Annotated in this window: 16 protein-coding genes; 2 read left to right on the top strand and 14 right to left on the bottom strand. The window is 43.6% G+C overall.

Annotated elements, in window-relative coordinates:
- Nucleotides 1-23: 23 nt before the first annotated feature.
- The 8 genes from ACFQ3W_RS05930 to ACFQ3W_RS05965 form a co-directional block, all read right to left on the bottom strand.
- Entirely contained in the window at nucleotides 24-1,058 is a 1,035-nt protein-coding gene (locus ACFQ3W_RS05930; protein WP_379317952.1) for a threonine aldolase family protein, read from the bottom strand.
- Entirely contained in the window at nucleotides 1,058-1,495 is a 438-nt protein-coding gene (locus tag ACFQ3W_RS05935; RefSeq protein WP_379317622.1) for a MarR family winged helix-turn-helix transcriptional regulator, read from the bottom strand. The genes ACFQ3W_RS05930 and ACFQ3W_RS05935 overlap by 1 nt, the downstream gene beginning before the upstream one ends.
- A gap of 178 nt (nucleotides 1,496-1,673) precedes the next feature.
- Nucleotides 1,674-2,204, bottom strand: coding sequence for a DinB family protein (locus ACFQ3W_RS05940; RefSeq protein WP_379317954.1), 531 nt, complete (start codon nucleotides 2,202-2,204; stop codon nucleotides 1,674-1,676).
- A gap of 67 nt (nucleotides 2,205-2,271) precedes the next feature.
- Nucleotides 2,272-3,219, bottom strand: coding sequence for a helix-turn-helix transcriptional regulator (locus ACFQ3W_RS05945; RefSeq protein WP_379317624.1), 948 nt, complete (start codon nucleotides 3,217-3,219; stop codon nucleotides 2,272-2,274).
- Nucleotides 3,220-3,259: 40 nt separating this feature from the next.
- Nucleotides 3,260-4,462, bottom strand: coding sequence for an iron-containing alcohol dehydrogenase (locus tag ACFQ3W_RS05950; protein WP_379317626.1), 1,203 nt, complete (start codon nucleotides 4,460-4,462; stop codon nucleotides 3,260-3,262).
- A gap of 69 nt (nucleotides 4,463-4,531) precedes the next feature.
- Nucleotides 4,532-5,686 carry a MalY/PatB family protein gene (locus ACFQ3W_RS05955; RefSeq protein WP_379317628.1) on the bottom strand — a complete coding sequence of 385 codons (1,155 nt, stop codon included), beginning with the start codon at nucleotides 5,684-5,686 and terminating at the stop codon, nucleotides 4,532-4,534.
- A gap of 10 nt (nucleotides 5,687-5,696) precedes the next feature.
- Nucleotides 5,697-6,557: a DUF3737 family protein gene (locus ACFQ3W_RS05960; RefSeq protein WP_379317630.1), complete on the bottom strand. Its 861-nt coding sequence runs from the start codon at nucleotides 6,555-6,557 to the stop codon at nucleotides 5,697-5,699.
- A gap of 58 nt (nucleotides 6,558-6,615) precedes the next feature.
- Entirely contained in the window at nucleotides 6,616-7,008 is a 393-nt protein-coding gene (locus ACFQ3W_RS05965) for a MerR family transcriptional regulator (RefSeq protein WP_379317632.1), read from the bottom strand.
- A 152-nt stretch (nucleotides 7,009-7,160) separates the two neighbouring features.
- On the opposite strand from ACFQ3W_RS05965, the gene ACFQ3W_RS05970 reads away from it, so the two are divergent.
- Entirely contained in the window at nucleotides 7,161-7,484 is a 324-nt protein-coding gene (locus tag ACFQ3W_RS05970; RefSeq protein WP_379317634.1) for a carboxymuconolactone decarboxylase family protein, read from the top strand.
- Nucleotides 7,485-7,501: 17 nt separating this feature from the next.
- Entirely contained in the window at nucleotides 7,502-7,894 is a 393-nt protein-coding gene (locus tag ACFQ3W_RS05975) for a cupin domain-containing protein (RefSeq protein WP_379317636.1), read from the top strand.
- Between the two features lie 67 nt (nucleotides 7,895-7,961).
- Here ACFQ3W_RS05975 and ACFQ3W_RS05980 read toward each other — a convergent pair whose 3' ends face one another.
- The 6 genes from ACFQ3W_RS05980 to ACFQ3W_RS06005 all read right to left on the bottom strand — a co-directional run bounded on the left by ACFQ3W_RS05980 (nucleotide 7,962) and on the right by ACFQ3W_RS06005 (nucleotide 15,213).
- Nucleotides 7,962-8,894 (bottom strand): GNAT family N-acetyltransferase, encoded by a 933-nt coding sequence (locus tag ACFQ3W_RS05980; protein ID WP_379317637.1) that lies wholly within the window; start codon nucleotides 8,892-8,894, stop codon nucleotides 7,962-7,964.
- Between the two features lie 30 nt (nucleotides 8,895-8,924).
- On the bottom strand, nucleotides 8,925-10,160 hold the full coding sequence (locus ACFQ3W_RS05985; RefSeq protein ID WP_379317639.1) for a cytochrome P450: 1,236 nt from the start codon (nucleotides 10,158-10,160) through the stop codon (nucleotides 8,925-8,927).
- Nucleotides 10,161-10,504: 344 nt separating this feature from the next.
- Nucleotides 10,505-11,710 carry an MFS transporter gene (locus tag ACFQ3W_RS05990; protein ID WP_379317641.1) on the bottom strand — a complete coding sequence of 402 codons (1,206 nt, stop codon included), beginning with the start codon at nucleotides 11,708-11,710 and terminating at the stop codon, nucleotides 10,505-10,507.
- Between the two features lie 67 nt (nucleotides 11,711-11,777).
- Nucleotides 11,778-12,368 carry a TetR/AcrR family transcriptional regulator gene (locus ACFQ3W_RS05995; protein WP_379317643.1) on the bottom strand — a complete coding sequence of 197 codons (591 nt, stop codon included), beginning with the start codon at nucleotides 12,366-12,368 and terminating at the stop codon, nucleotides 11,778-11,780.
- A gap of 235 nt (nucleotides 12,369-12,603) precedes the next feature.
- Nucleotides 12,604-13,425, bottom strand: coding sequence for a GNAT family N-acetyltransferase (locus ACFQ3W_RS06000; protein WP_379317645.1), 822 nt, complete (start codon nucleotides 13,423-13,425; stop codon nucleotides 12,604-12,606).
- A 39-nt stretch (nucleotides 13,426-13,464) separates the two neighbouring features.
- On the bottom strand, nucleotides 13,465-15,213 hold the full coding sequence (locus ACFQ3W_RS06005) for a glycoside hydrolase family 13 protein (protein WP_379317647.1): 1,749 nt from the start codon (nucleotides 15,211-15,213) through the stop codon (nucleotides 13,465-13,467).
- Nucleotides 15,214-15,337: the final 124 nt, after the last annotated feature.

Below are 15,337 nucleotides of genomic sequence, written 5' to 3' on the forward strand. Positions count from 1 at the left end.
CTCAACATAGTATAGTGTACGCCTTACAATTCCTTAATAGCCTTAATTAGTGCTTCAACATGTTCTCTTTTTGTTGCCCAGCTGGTACAAAATCGTACAGCACTATGATTAGCATCGATATTTTCCCAAAAGGAAAAAGAAAACCCTTCCCCTAGCTTCTTTAACACATCATTCGGTACAATCGGAAACTGCTGATTGGTTTGGGAATCATAACGTAAGGAGAATCCTTTTTCAATAAACGCCTCTCGAATCATCATCGCCATTTCGATAGCATGATTAGAAATATCATAGTATAAGCCATCTTCAAACAAGGTTTCAAACTGGATCCCTAATAGTCTTCCTTTAGCCAGTAGTCCTCCCTTTTGCTTAATCATATACCGGAAGTCTTTTTTAAAATCATCGTTTATGATGACTGCGGCTTCTCCAAACAGTGCGCCAACCTTCGTTCCTCCGATATAGAACACATCACAAAGACTCGCAATATCTATCAAAGATAAATCATTTTGTTTTGAAGCGAGGCCGTACCCTAGTCTGGCGCCATCCATAAATAGCGGTAATCCACATTGTCGGCAAACCTTGCTTAATTCCTCCAGCTCAGATTTAGTATAGGTTGTTCCATTCTCGGTAGGATGAGAAATATAGACCAAGCCTGGTTGCACCATATGCTCATGCGTGGCATCATTCCAATGAGCATCATATAATTCTTTTACCTGTTCAGCTTGTATTTTTCCGTCTTCACTTGGTATAGTAAGCACTTTATGTCCAGTAGCCTCAATGGCTCCTGATTCATGTACCGCAATATGTCCCGTCGTTGCAGCAATTGCGCCTTGATGCGGACGTAATATGGAAGCAATAATCGTCGTATTCGTTTGTGTCCCCCCAACTAAGAAATGTACATCCGCATCCGCTGCACCACACGCTTTTCTAATATAATCCCTAGCTTTTTCACAGTGTTCATCTGTTCCATATCCAGGTGTTTGCTCTTCATTGGTTTCCAACAATCGTTTCAGAATCCGTTCGTGAGCACCTTCTGTATAATCATTTTCAAAACGAATTATCATATCAATCTCTCCAATTTTCTCTGAATTAACAACATACAAGTATGTATTTCTTTGATTTCTGTTTCAGATAAGCCTTGCAGCAAACTCTCGATTTGTTCATCTGACTTTTGATTCAGCTGGTTAAATAATTCGATTCCTTGGGGTGTCAATCGAATCAGATTCGTTCTGTTATCCGAAGTCGATTCTTCCTTCATGAGCAGGCCGTCTTTACTCAGCTTGGCAATGATTCTGCTCATGTAACTGCGATCAATGTCCAGCTTATCGACTAAATTGTTGGCTATACACTGTCCCATGAAACCAATCTCTAAGATCACCCGAGCCTCTGTGAAAGAATATCCGGTATTCAAGACGTGTTTATCTAATAAACCGAGGATGTTCGTATAGAAGCGATTAAATTGTCGTATGTCAGCTACGCTCGTACCATTTAAGCTCATGGTTTCACCTCTTTTTTGTGGACACTGTCAACAAATAATTTAGTGTGTTTAGTGGACATTGTCAACTATTTCGATAATTCATAAAAAAATGCACCCCATACAATGCATTGGTCACCCAAGAGGTATTCCCAATGTCTATGATTAGAGGTGCACTTCATTATTATTTTGAGGTTAAAGCTTAAACCAAGTTTAACTCATGTTTTAAACGATCCAGCTGTAATAAATGATGCCGAAAATGCATTTCGACCAGCAAAAACCATTCCTTAGCATTTAACGCGCCAAATCCGGGATGATCTATTCTATTCTGTTCCGGTGCCAGGCTTAAAGTGGGTTCCGTATCTTTCATTCGCTCCAATACACCACGGAGCCCTTCCACAAGCTGTTCCTTGCTCTCCGGCTGCTGCGGAGTATATTGTGGCGAAGCCGGAACCCGAATCCGAACGGGCGGAAAACTTCCCAGTTCAAATGCCGCCTTGCCATTCTCTGTCTTTTCCCCCGTAGGGCTCGCGTTTTCGTTCAGACATTGGTCTACATTGTGCAAATGCATGAATTGTGCCGAGTTAATCAAGTGCATAACCATTTGCCCGATGGACCATTCCTCTTCGTTCGTTTTTTTAAGCAGCCGCTCCATATCAAGGTTTTCCAGTTCGATCAGATAGCGTTCAACAGTCGATTCAAACTCCCGTAATGCTTCCGTAGTACTTGTCATCATCAACAACTCCTCTTTAGTTTTGGTTATGAATCCAGTATAAAAAAACGCTACTGACAACTGTGTGTCAGTAGCGTTTAAATATTTTCTCAGCCTCTTCTCGAACCTGCCGGCGGAATGCCTCCGGTTCCAGCACCTCGACATCCCCGCCCCAGCCAAGTACATAAGGCAACAGCTCCTCTGTCTGCCTAACGCGAAAGGTGGCTAGCAGATCGTTCTTCCGCTCCTCTATGGCTTCCAGATAATAATTTCCGTTCTCAGTAATTTTATCGGTAATTTTGGGATTTACCCGAACAAGTACCAATACGTTACGGTCGTCCGGGGGGCGGTAACGACTCAAGTTAAACCCTGGCGGCATAGAAAATCGCTCTTCCAACACAGCAAGCTCCGTCATCCGCGATAAACGGAAATGTCGGACATCCTGCCGCAGGTCACAGTGTGCGACCAGGATCCAATTTCCCTGAACGAACGTCAGACCATATGGAGCGATCTTCCTTCTGCTATCCCGATTGCCGTCCGACTCCGGAATTTTTTTTACGTACTTAAAGCTTATTTTACACCGCTCCAGAATCGCGCGCCGAACCTCTGCAAGATATTCTCTTTCTTTCTCGCTGGTTAAGGGCTCACCCGTATGAAGAAGCCGCATCGTTTCTCGCACACGTGTCGACTCACTGCGAACGGTTTCCGGTAAAATTGCTTCAATTTTGCGCTTAGCTGCCTTAGAGTAACTGCCATATTCGGCATCCAGCCTTTGCTCGATAAAATCCGTTCCCATAAGCAGGGCCACGGCTTCCTCCGCCGTAAAGCCGACCGGAGGCAGAAAATATCCTTCCATCAAGGAGTATCCTTGACCGGGGGATCCAACAATTGGAACCCCTGCTTCGCTCAGGGCTTGGATATCTCGATATATCGTCCTCACGCTTGTCTCGAATTGGGCCGCTAAATCTTCCGCCCGGAGCACTTTACTACGCTGTAGCTCAAGCGTAATGGCCAGCTGTCGCTCGGTTTTGTTCATTTTCTTTTCCCCTCGTTACTTATAACCCTGACGTGAAGCCCTATTCAAAAACTTCCTCGTAAATGCTAAGGACTTCATCCGCGGTAATTGGGTGTGTTCCGTCCAGCGAATTTTTACCTAACCCTCCGACTCGAATGGTTTCCTCGGCCATCATCTTTAAGTCTTCCTTTTTTATTCCCAGGTTCTTCAAGGTATCGTAAGTGCCAATTTCCTTAAACCACTCCACGAGCGCCTCAATCGTAGCGTCACATGCCGCCAAATCATTCTCAAGGGAGATATTAAAAACTTGACGACCTAGCCGGGCTAACCGATGAGGACGATCTTTTATGATAATTTTCCGAAAATAGGCAGGAGTGAGAACAGCTAGTCCGCGACCATGGGAGATATCATAATGTGCGGACAGGGTGTGTTCGATTTTATGAACGGGGTTGCTGCCCCCTCTTCCCGCATTCGCAATGCCAACTAAAGCGAGGGTGCTAGTCCAAAGAAGATGAGCTCTAGCATCATAATCCTCAGGCCGGTCAATCGCTGTTTTAGCGTACTTCACTGCATTTCGCATTAATCCTTCCGTCATTTCATCCTGAACATTCGCATTCTCATCACCTGTCAGATAGACCTCATAAAGATGTGAAAACATATCTACAGCCCCGTCGGCCGTATAATGGGCAGGCACGGAAAAAGTTAATTCAGGATCAAGAATTGCCGCACGCGGAAATAAAGCTGGACCCGATATCCCTGCCTTTTCCTTGGTTTCCCAGTTGGTAATGACCGCGTTGGAGTTGGCTTCAGAGCCTGTTGCAGCTAAAGTTGGGATTGTAATGACAGGGAGAGCTTCTTTTACCGGCTGAAGCTGTTTCCAAAGGCCCGTCTTGTTTCCTCTTATATATTCGTGTATCGGTCTTGAGGATATGGCTATGGCGGCAATCGCTTTAGCCGCATCCATTGCGGATCCTCCTCCTAATGCAAGAATCAGTTCACATTGTTCATCACGAGCTAACTGCCCGCCCTGGTCCACAGTTTCCGCACGGGGATTAGGTTCTACTTGATTAAACAAGACGTATTCAACGCCAGCTGCTTCCAAGGATCGGGTTACTTTATCCAGAGCTCCCGTTTTTTTCGTTGACGATCTCCCGGTAACCAACAATACCTTGTTGGCATATTCTTTTACAATCTCGCCGGTCCGTTGGACTTCCCCTTTACCAAAAATGATTTTCGTAGGAATGTGGAGCGTGAAGTTTAACATGTCTTTCTCCTTTCAAATGCGCACTGATTATGCCTCAACATTACTCTCTTATTATAACAATTTGTGCTTCTACAAGTCTCTTATAGTGAGCCACGCTTCATTTCCTTTTTTCAGTCGCTGTAATCCATCTTCAAGACGCGCCTTCGGACAAGCGTAGTTCAATCGGATAAAGCTGTGTCCGTTTCCACCAAAAATGGCCCCCTCGGAGACATACAGCCCTGTTTCTTTCCTTATGAATTCACAGAAATGATTCGTGTCCTGGGTAACAGCCCCGCAATCAATCCAGGCCAAATAGGTAGCTTCTGAAGGTATGACTTTAAGCTCAGGAAGCTCATTTGTTACAAAACGCTCGATCAACCGCTTGTTTTCCATCAGATATTCGAGTAATGCCTCAAGCCACGGCTTCCCTTCTGTAAAGGCCGAGATGGCCGCTTCAATCGCAAAAGCGTTCGGTTCTGCGACTTCATCCGTATTGATTCCGCGATTCACGAGTTTTCTCAAGCTGGGGTTAGGAACGATAATACTCGACGTTTGAATCCCGGCTAGATTGAAAGTTTTCGTGGGCGCGACACAGCTAATGCAGTTTTGAGCAATTTCTTCAGATACAGATGCAAATGGGATATACCTATGACCTGGATGCGTTAAATCACAATGAATTTCATCCGAAAGAATCAGCACATGATGCTTGATGCACAGCGTGCCAATTCTCTCTAGCGTTTCTTTGTCCCACACCTTACCTATTGGGTTATGCGGGTTGCAAAAAATGAAAAGCGTGGTATCAGGATCGGCCAATTTTTGCTCCAAGTCTTCAAAATCAATCGAATACATACCGTCCATGTAATTTAATTCACTTGTAAGCACATGACGTTGATTGTTAATGATCGAGTTGTAAAAGATGTTATAGACTGGCGAGAGCACCAGCACTTTGTCTCCGACTTTGGTCATTTTGCGCACGATCGAGGAAATGGCCGGCACAACTCCTGTGCAGAACATGATCCATTCCTTTTTCACAGAAAAATGATGTCTCTTCTCCCACCAACGAGCTACCGCGGTATAATAGGAGTCCGGTACGCTCGTATAGCCGAATATACGATGGTCTAACCTTTTTTGCAGTGCTCGGACAATGGCTGGAGACGTTTCAAAGTCCATATCTGCCACCCACATGGGAAGTTCTTCGCGCCCTACCTCCCATTTGTAAGAATTGGTGTCAAATCGATCCGTCATTTTATCAAAATCAAACGCCAAAAGTCTCACCTGCTTTAGCCAGCTCGTAATGCGTATTGGCCGCGACGATTTCCTCGTCATCCAAAATCAATTCGCCAATATCTTTCGCTTTAATGGTTCCAGATATCGGATTTTTCACACTATCGATGATCGTGGTCGCTGTCACATCAACGGTTGAATATTCAAACGCTAAATCCGTATTGATAATTTTCCCATTTTCGATCATTAAATGATCCATGTAGCACATTCCTTGATTGCTTTCGATGATGCAGTTGATAAACGTGATATTTTTCGAATTCCATCCCAAATACTCGCCAATGATGAGCGAATCATATACCGTAACATTTTCACAATTCCAAAAAGCGTCTTTGGATATTAATTTCGTGTTGCGGACTTCAACATTCTTCGCCCCATCAAAGGCATAGTTTCCCACCAAGGTGAAGTCGTCAATCCTAATATCCTCGCTATTCATTCCAAAGTAATCCCCTTTAGCGGTCACATGAGACAAGTGAATATCTTCACAATTCCAAAGAGTCTCTTGCGCATTAGGCATATTTACATGTTCCAGGTGAATATCGCTCGATCGCCGAAACGTTTTTGGAGCCTCGATGACACTATCACAGATCGAAATGTGATGAGTATACCAAATGCCCGAGCGCGCCATTTCCAGCACAGTACTGTTCTTAACCTGAATGTTCTCGCAGTACCATAAAGGATATTTCCACTTAAATATACTACTATCGATGGAAATATCGCTGCTTTCCTTCAGTGGTGATTCGCCATCTGCAAATATGGAATTCGTTATAAAAAGATCTCTGCTTTTAAATAAAGCGCGTTCTCCCGTTAGCATTTGTTGATCAATGGTTTCCATAGTCAATCCCCCTATCTCTTTAAATTAGCTTACAACTTAAAGTTCACTTTAAGTCAAATCATTGGCTTAAACTGTTGATCGTAAGTTCAGCCTCTTTTTCTACTAATCTACCATCGTAGTCTTCAATCTTCCTATTCAATCTCAGAATCGTCTCGTCAATCTCTCTCCGCTTTTGGGACAGCTTCTCCCTTTCATCAATCAGAATTTTCTTGCGGGCTTCTATGGTGCGATCTCCTTCAATAAATAGAGTGGTATATTCAATCAGAGCCTCGATCGTCAATCCGGCACTGCGCATGCACTTTATAAATTCTATCCATTTGATGTCGTGTTCATTGTAATCTCGGACACCGCTTTGTTTGCGATTTATCGGCGGGATGAGGCCCACGCTTTCGTAATATCGGAGAGTGGCTGTCGTCATACCGAACTGATTGGCTACTTGAGTAATATTCATTATTTCACCTCGTAGTTTTTATGAGTTGAATTTATCACTTAAAGTGTACTCTAAGTCAATAGCAGCATTCATTTATGGCTTGCTTTAAAGTTCACATTAAGGTTTATACTTCACCTGTAACCAATCATAAAGAGTTGGAGGTAATTACTCAAATGGTAAAAAAACAAACGGCGGGGCGAGACATGTTAGGCGAATTTGCGCCTAAATTTGCCGAATTAAATGATGATGTCTTATTCGGCGAGGTTTGGTCCAGAGAACAGGAATTGTCTCCTCGCGATCGCAGTATGATTACAGTTTCAGCACTGATTGTGGGAGGAAACTTTGAGCAATTAACTTATCACCTTCAAAAAGCGAAGGAAAATGGAATAACAAAGGATGAAATTGCAGAAATCATCACTCATCTTTCGTTCTACGCAGGATGGCCCAAAGCTTGGTCGGCATTTAACATCGCCAAAGAAATCTACAAAAATGAATAGAAAGTAGGAATTTGATTATGAAAAATGAACAATTAAGCAACAGCACGATTTTTCCACTCGGTAACAAATTAGAAGCTAACTTTATCGGGGATGCATATTTGCAAATGGTGTTTACCGACCCGACTCCACTTAATGCCGCGATCGGGAATGTCACTTTCGCTCCAGGGGCTCGCAATTACTGGCATTCGCATAAAGTCGGACAAGTTTTATTAGTTACAGGCGGTGAAGGTTGGTATCAAGAAGAAGGAAAATCAGCTCAATTGCTCAAAGCGGGCGATGTGGTCAATATTCCACCGGGTGTAAGGCATTGGCACGGGGCTACAAAAGAAAGTTGGTTTGTTCATTTGGCTATTACCCCGGGAGAAACGAATTGGTTCGAGCCTGTTGATGATGAGTGGTATAAAAAATAACCAGCAGAGCAAAAGCTCTGCTGGTTATTGCGTGCTTAAATGATGGAAGAATGACAATCGAATTGTTTTATTCAGACGGGAATTGCAAAACTTTTTCATAGATGCTAATTTCATAATCTGGCTTCATGCCGGCTTTCTCATAAAGGCGATAGGCACCCGAAGGATTCGCGGTATCGACGCCAAGCGAAATATGCGGCTGGCCTGCGCGATAGGATTCCTCGAACAAGGACTGAAGAAGTGTGAGCGCAAGACCTCGCCCACGGAACGGCCGGCGAACACCAATTTGCTCGATGAAGAGCAGGTCTTCACGCATGCGGCCAAGGGCAAATCCTGCCACATCACCGCTAGAGTTGCGGGCTATAAGCCACCATCGTTCGTCGAAGCTTGGAAGCTGTGTTTTTTCCACCCATTTTTCAAAAGGAGGAGCTGCGAAATCCCAGTGATCGGCGAACGATTCAATATAGGCCTCATAGACCGCTTGTTCGTCACGCCCCTTTATGAACGGTTTGATGGTGAAGCTATCCGGTGTGATGGATGCAGCCGGTTCTGTGTTCAATCGAATTGCCATCCGCTTGAAGTATCTGACCGGGGTGAAGCCTTGAGCTTCAAACAGTTGGACCGCGTCTTCGCATAACGTTGGAATCATGCTCTGCAGGCGCTTCGTAATGCCAGATTCACTGCAAAGTTGTGCTGCACGCGCTTGAAGCGCCGCTACGAGCGCCGCACCAACACCTCGGCCGCGAGCGGCAGGCAATACGCAACCATAGCTGAATAGCTTCTCATCGCTATCCTCTTCGAGGAAGGCATAGCCGAGTAATGCGGAGTCTGTGTCTTCAACAACCCAAACATTATTCTCTAAATCGAAGCGGGACCACATGTCTAGGATGTCGTCGAGAACGACGTCGGGGGCTCCGAGGTCTTCGGTATCACAGGCGGCTACAAGGTCGCAAACAGCCTGGGCGTCATCCTGTGAGGGACGTCGAATTCGAAAGGTCGTCATAGAAATAATCTCCTAATTCTTATATATTGCTTACCTTCGGTTCATGCGTACGGGTAATGAGGCTAGCGTCTGACCGGCTGCAGAAGGAGTTAAATGCTCCTCTAACTTGAAGTCCGGAACGGGTTCTAAGTCTTGGAAATGATCCATAAAAAGCCCCAGACCGATATTGGCTTCCAGCCTCGCCAGTGGTGCTCCCAGGCAAAAATGCGGTCCGTTTCCGAAGGTGAGATGCATTTTGTTATTCGGACGGCGAATATTTAAAGTAAATGGGTCCTCAAACACTGCTTTGTCCATATTAGCTGCGCTCATCCAGGTGACGACGACATCACCCTTCTTGAGTTCTACACCCAGCACATTGTTATCCTGCTTTACTGTACGGTCCATCTTGGCAATATGGAAGCGGTAGCGGAGCATTTCTTCCACCGTGTTCGGGAGTAGCTCGCGGTTTGACTGGACCTCTGTATAGATATGATTGTTATCATACAAAAATGAATAAAACGTGCTAGCCAACAAATGACTTGTTGTTTCGACACCAGCGCCAAGAATAAACATGGTCATCCGGACGATTTCATCATCCGTTAACCGTTCACCATCGACTTCTGCTTGAATCAAGTCGGAGATGATATCGTCCGTAAGGTGATTTCTTTTAGCCAGAATATGTGGGTAAAGATAGCTGTAGTAATCCTTGGCTGCCTGCCGCTTCAGCTCCTGAACATGCTCGATGTTGTCGACCGGGAGTGGAAGGAAAAGATGATCTACCCACTCTTTAAACAGGAAGCGATCCTCGGATGGGACGCCGAGCAAATCTGCAATGACAATGGTCGGGAGCGCACTGGAGAAGCTATTGACGATATCGATAACCGGTTCGTCCCCCATATCTTTGATGAGCTGGCTGACCACCTCGTGGATACGCGGCTCCCACAGTTTCAAGCTTCTGGGCGTAAAGGCGGCTGAAAGCAAACTGCGGCTTTTTCTATGTTCTGGCGGGTCCGAGTTAAAATTTACCCTTTCAGAACCAAATTGTCCCGCTTCATTGTCGGCCCCAACGCTGATCGTTGTCCGGGTCCTCTCGCTCGAGAAGTACTCGTAATCGCTAAGAACTCTTTTGACATCATCATATCGGAAGACATTCCAGGAATTCGTTTCCTCATGGTAGCTAATCGGCTCATATTCCAATTGATGCTTGTACCATTCAAATGGGCTAAATTCTTCGACAGCTGATCGAAACTGGGTAATTTTTGCTAAGGAGATGATTTCCTTCTGCATAGTACTCCCTCCCAAATTATATGGTATAAAGTAACAATGTATATATATTTTAACATTGTATAGAGCAAATTATAGCCGCATGCTATCGTGCGCACAACATACATTTTTAAGGAATATGTATATTAATTTACATTTCAGGTGGGAAGAGTACGTAATTTTTCGTATAAGCTACAAACACCGAATAGGTTGTTTATTGAATAAATGTTCGGTTTCTATCTCTCTTCCATTTCAGTGTTTAGCAAAATGATTAGGAATTACTTTTTTACTTTACGAAAAAGAAATGCCCCCATCCCTAAAGGAATGAGAGCATGAACTGACGTGGAATGCTACGGCTTTTCATGGATTCAATCAAAGCTCACTGTAGCGTCACGCTGTGTCTTTACTCTTAATGAGAAAACGAAACAGATGAGCAAGACTATACATGCGAGCACATATGGGTAGTTGATATCGAGATCGAATAAAAATCCGGCTACGATAGGTCCTGCAATATTGCCGAGACTAGTAAAGGCTGAGTTTAAGCCGGCAACGTAACCTTGTTGTTCGTTAGCCAGAATCGACATTTGGGTACCAATCGCCGGGCGTAAAATATCAATCGCCAGAAAAACAATAAATGTAACTGCAAAAATCATCCAGAATTTATGTGTGAACAGCGTCAGTAATATGAACACACCCGCAAAAAGAAGGCAGAGCGAGATCACACGTTTTTCACCAAAACGCTTCAAAATCCAGCTAAAAGCGGTAGCTTGAATCACAGCGCCTGATATGGAACCAAATGTAATGATAAAGGCGATATCTTGCGGATCAAACCCAAACTTATGATCGACAAACAATCCAAATACAGTTTCAAAATTAGCTAGTCCGAAGGACATGACAAATACAATGATTAAGCTTAAGAAATAGGGCTCTCGATAAGAGGATTTTAACTGAGAAAGAAGACTGCTTTGTGGTTTCTCCTCAGCCAAATAACCAGCCGTTTTTTCCTTTACAGGTTTGGACTCTTTAAGAACTAATGCTGTGATGCATGCGGCGACAATCCCAGCAACTGCAGCGCTATAAAAAGGGACTCGTATACCAAATTCCGCTATATACCCGCCAATACCCGGGCCGATAATAAAACCCGTTGTAATGGCTGCGTTAACAAATCCCATTCCGGCTGCGCGTTCATCGTTCGTCGTGATATCTGCAGTGTAAGCCATAATAGCCGGCATAATCATTGCAGCACTGATGCCCCCGAGCATCCTGGCAACAAATAGCAAGACCGGCGAACTCGCCAACCCGAACACCCCTTCAGAGATAGCAAACAAAATCATACCGCTAAGAATCATCCGCTTTCTTCCATACGAGTCAGACCATCTACCAGCTAACGGCGAAAAAAGAAATTGTGTCAGAGAAAAGGTGGCAACCAATAAGCCGATTGTACTCCCGTTAATGCCCAAAATGTTCATGTACTTTGGCATGATCGGTATGATCAGCCCAATCCCAGTAAACACTAGGAAAATATTAAACATCAAAACTAGTAAAGCTCCCCGTTTTTTTAATAGTATAGCCACTCTTAAATCCTCCTATTTTGTATAAACATACTGAACGTTCATTCTAGATAATAATAAAAAAAAGAGGCTACTTGGCAACACCATGTAAAAATACATCCACCGCCAATCGATAAGCCGCCAGCGTATCCTCTCTTTTCATACTAAAGGTGTGTTGACTTAAACCGTATAGCAGACTATCCAAGATAATAGCGATTCCGGTCACATCCATGTCTTTTAATTCACCTTGATCGATCCCTCTTTGCAATAGCTGCTTATTAAAATCGACATATCCCTTGACCATTTCTTCGATTCGGTTTTGTACATCCGAGACTTTCTCCGAGTTGTTAAAAAACTCATCAATGACCTTGGCTAACGGATGATTCAATTGCTCAACCACTAAATGTTCAGCAAGTCCGTACAATTTATCTATAGTTGTATAGTATAGAGGCTCTTTGGTGAGCCATTTCTCTTCCCATTCATTGTCCCATTCCTCAACTAAATATAGAAACAGCCCTTCCTTGCTCTTAAAATGATAATAGATATTACCGGCGCTGCACCCCGTTGCCTTTACAATATCGCCAATTGAAGTGGCATTGTAGCCTTTCTTGATAAACAGCAATCTGGATGCATCGGCTATCTTCTCCTTGGTGTGCTCGCTCTGTTGTTTCTTCTTATTCAATACGCTTCACCTCAATACATAATAATACTGAACGTTAATTCAGTATTATAGCCAATATAAGTATAATTAGCAAACGATCATTATGAAGAAATACATAAAAGAACGCCTGATGGCGTCCTTTGAGATGGTTTTGACTTCTACATTGGAGGTATGGGAGGGAATGGGGTATGGGGTTCCACCCCATACCCATTCCCTCTTCTGTTCTACTTCACGGACCTACCACTCTTTTACATCATCAAAAATAAGGTACATTCCTGTTCCATGTATGCTCCGCAAAATGAGACTGCTCGACAAAATGGTGTCTTTCATAAAACCTTTTTGCCCCACTATTCGATTGCGCCACACGTAATAGAATGTTTGTAATTCCTAATAGGTTGGACATTCGGTCCACACAATTTTTCAATATCAGGCTTCCATAACCTTTATTCTGGAACTCAGGATGGATAACAAAGTCTCTAATATACTGATCTTCTATGATATAAGCCCCAATCAATTTGTCATCTATCCAAAAAGATCTTACTCGCTCATCCACTTCGTAATTCTGTAAAGTACTCAGGAAATGGTTCGATTCTAGTCGGTATGAATCAGTGCTCCAGCCATTATCTTTATTTAAGTCAAAATAAGCTCTCTCAAATAATTCAATGAAATTGTCTAACATGTCCGGGGTAAATCCCTTTTCGACAAGCGGACCTGTTTCCAGCATTTTCTTTTCCTTGCTGAAATCGTACTGAAGCTCATACCCCTCCATATCTGACACAAAACCAAGTTCTCTAACATACCGAACTAGTTCCCTATTTTTTCCATACACGTTAAAGCAAATCTCTCTTGTTTCGCTCGGAACTAAATGCTTATTCAGTTCCTTTGTAATAATGCTTAACAAAGCCTCATCATGGCTGTAACGAGGAAATGCAGCGTATGCTATGATACAATCTGGGTTTTCAACGACACAAAAAGCGCCATGATCTAATGGTGATTCCTCAAAGTGAACAAAAGTCACAGTTTGATGATGAAAAGCATTTTTAACATATTCTATTGCGCCCGTAGAAATCAAAGACATGAACTGGCACAATTTAGTTTCCGTACTATTCTTCTTAATCTAAACCTCCACGGAGTATATCGCAAACTGCTTGGGCTCAAGCTTAAAGGCTGGCTCCCCTTCTCCTAGCTCCCGATCGTTCCATACATCCACAACTCGATGCTCTGCTAAATCGCTCGGCAGTATAACGTTAACGGAAGCCTCCCCGTTATTAAGAGCGACTACGATTCTCTGCTGGCCTTCACCTCTTGTGAAGACAAGCAGTCCGGAATCGGTGTCGGCTTCAATTAAGCCGAAGCGGGCATTGTCGGTCAATGCACTGTATGTCTTTCTAATCTGGATTAACCGTTTCATGAAGGTAAGCAAATTCTGATCCTGCTTCTTCGGATCCCATTCCATACATTTACGGTAATAGGCAAAATCGTCGCCGTCTCCTGTTAATCCGATCTCATCCCCATAATAGATGCTCGGGCTTCCCGGATATGTCATCAGCAGCAGAAAGGCAAGCTTTAATTTATCCTTGTCTTCTTGACACTCGGTTAATATTCGGGCTGTATCATGGCTTCCGAGTAAATTAAAAAGTACTTCACTTACGTTATCAGGGTACAGCTGAAGATGGTTAATGATTTCGTTAGCGAATTTTTCCGCACCGATCTTGCGCTTAGCGACAAAATCGATGACCGCCTCTGTGAACGGATAATTCATGACTGCGTCAAACTGATCCCCTTGCAGCCATGGCATCGCATCGTTCCAAATCTCGGCAACAATATAAACATCCTTTATCTCCCTAACAGCATTTCTAAACTGCCGCCAGAACTTGTGGTCAACCTCGTTCGCTACATCCAGCCGCCAGCCGTCGATGTCACATTCTTCGATCCAATATTTAGCGACTTTCAAGAGATATTTCTTTACTTCCGAGTTAGATGTATTCAGTTTTGGCATTTCAGGTACAAAAGCAAATGTCTCGTAAGATGGATGCTCTCCTTCTTCTCCAAAGCTCGTGATGTGGAACCAATCGGCATAACGTGATTTAGCCCCGTTCTTTAACACATCCTGAAAAGGTGCAAAGCCATATCCGCAGTGATTGAACACGGCGTCCAGCATTACGCGAATACCACGTGCATGGCATTCTTTAACTAGAGCCTTGAAGGTCTTCACATCACCAAATTGCGGATCAATTCTCAAATAATCCGTCGTATCGTATTTATGGTTTGTTGGGGACTCGAAAATCGGATTCAGATAAATTCCCGTAATACCCAGCTCGGTTAGATAATCTAGATGCTGTATAATTCCTTCCAAGTCTCCACCGAAGAAGCTGTCTGGTTTTGGGACATCCCCCCACTCCCCGTTCACATTCGTTTTGCGAGCCGGATTACCATTCTCAAATCTTTCAGGGAAAATTTGATACCATATCGTGTTCTTCACCCATGCAGGTGCGTCAAACACATCAATAGCATTTAAATAAGGAAAGCGGAAGAAGCGGTTATCATCTAAAGAAGGGGTGAAGCCCTTCTCTCCGTAAATAACGACTTCTTCTCCGTCATGAAGCTCAAACATATAAACGAACCGGTTATTTTCTGGAGAAATTGCTATAAACCAATAATCGTATAGCTCATCCGTGGTTAGCTTTCTCATCGGAATGGTGTCAGACACCATATGGTTCTCGGCCCAACGATATGGATCGCCATAGATTAAGTTCACTTTTGAAAGATCATTCTTTTTGCATCTTAATCTTAAATGTAATGTCTTTGTGTCATACGCATAGGCATAATTATTTTTGGGACGATGATATACAGCTTCTTTTAACATCTTTTTTCCCTCCAGTTAATTAATGATATAAAATAAAAAAGAGCACCTCCCCAGTTGATTACAACGGGGTTGTGCTCATCATTCACAAATGAACGAAATAATGGCAGGCATTGCCCTTAAACTA

This window comes from Paenibacillus puldeungensis (assembly GCF_042678945.1).
GTDB classification, from domain to species: Bacteria; Bacillota; Bacilli; order Paenibacillales; family Paenibacillaceae; genus Fontibacillus; species Fontibacillus puldeungensis.

Bases quoted from the DNA above. Each gene is read 5' to 3' on its own strand.
- ACFQ3W_RS05955 (WP_379317628.1), bottom strand. From the start codon at position 5,686: ATGACGGATCGATTTGACACCAATTCTTACAAATGGGAGGTAGGGCGC.
- ACFQ3W_RS05975 (WP_379317636.1), top strand. From the start codon at position 7,502: ATGAAAAATGAACAATTAAGCAACAGCACGATTTTTCCACTCGGTAAC.
- ACFQ3W_RS05940 (WP_379317954.1), bottom strand. From the start codon at position 2,204: ATGACAAGTACTACGGAAGCATTACGGGAGTTTGAATCGACTGTTGAA.
- ACFQ3W_RS05950 (WP_379317626.1), bottom strand. From the start codon at position 4,462: ATGTTAAACTTCACGCTCCACATTCCTACGAAAATCATTTTTGGTAAA.
- ACFQ3W_RS05985 (WP_379317639.1), bottom strand. From the start codon at position 10,160: ATGCAGAAGGAAATCATCTCCTTAGCAAAAATTACCCAGTTTCGATCA.
- ACFQ3W_RS05980 (WP_379317637.1), bottom strand. From the start codon at position 8,894: ATGACGACCTTTCGAATTCGACGTCCCTCACAGGATGACGCCCAGGCT.
- ACFQ3W_RS05965 (WP_379317632.1), bottom strand. From the start codon at position 7,008: ATGAATATTACTCAAGTAGCCAATCAGTTCGGTATGACGACAGCCACT.
- ACFQ3W_RS06005 (WP_379317647.1), bottom strand. From the start codon at position 15,213: ATGTTAAAAGAAGCTGTATATCATCGTCCCAAAAATAATTATGCCTAT.
- ACFQ3W_RS05945 (WP_379317624.1), bottom strand. From the start codon at position 3,219: ATGAACAAAACCGAGCGACAGCTGGCCATTACGCTTGAGCTACAGCGT.
- ACFQ3W_RS05935 (WP_379317622.1), bottom strand. From the start codon at position 1,495: ATGAGCTTAAATGGTACGAGCGTAGCTGACATACGACAATTTAATCGC.
- ACFQ3W_RS06000 (WP_379317645.1), bottom strand. From the start codon at position 13,425: ATGTCTTTGATTTCTACGGGCGCAATAGAATATGTTAAAAATGCTTTT.
- ACFQ3W_RS05970 (WP_379317634.1), top strand. From the start codon at position 7,161: ATGGTAAAAAAACAAACGGCGGGGCGAGACATGTTAGGCGAATTTGCG.
- ACFQ3W_RS05960 (WP_379317630.1), bottom strand. From the start codon at position 6,557: ATGGAAACCATTGATCAACAAATGCTAACGGGAGAACGCGCTTTATTT.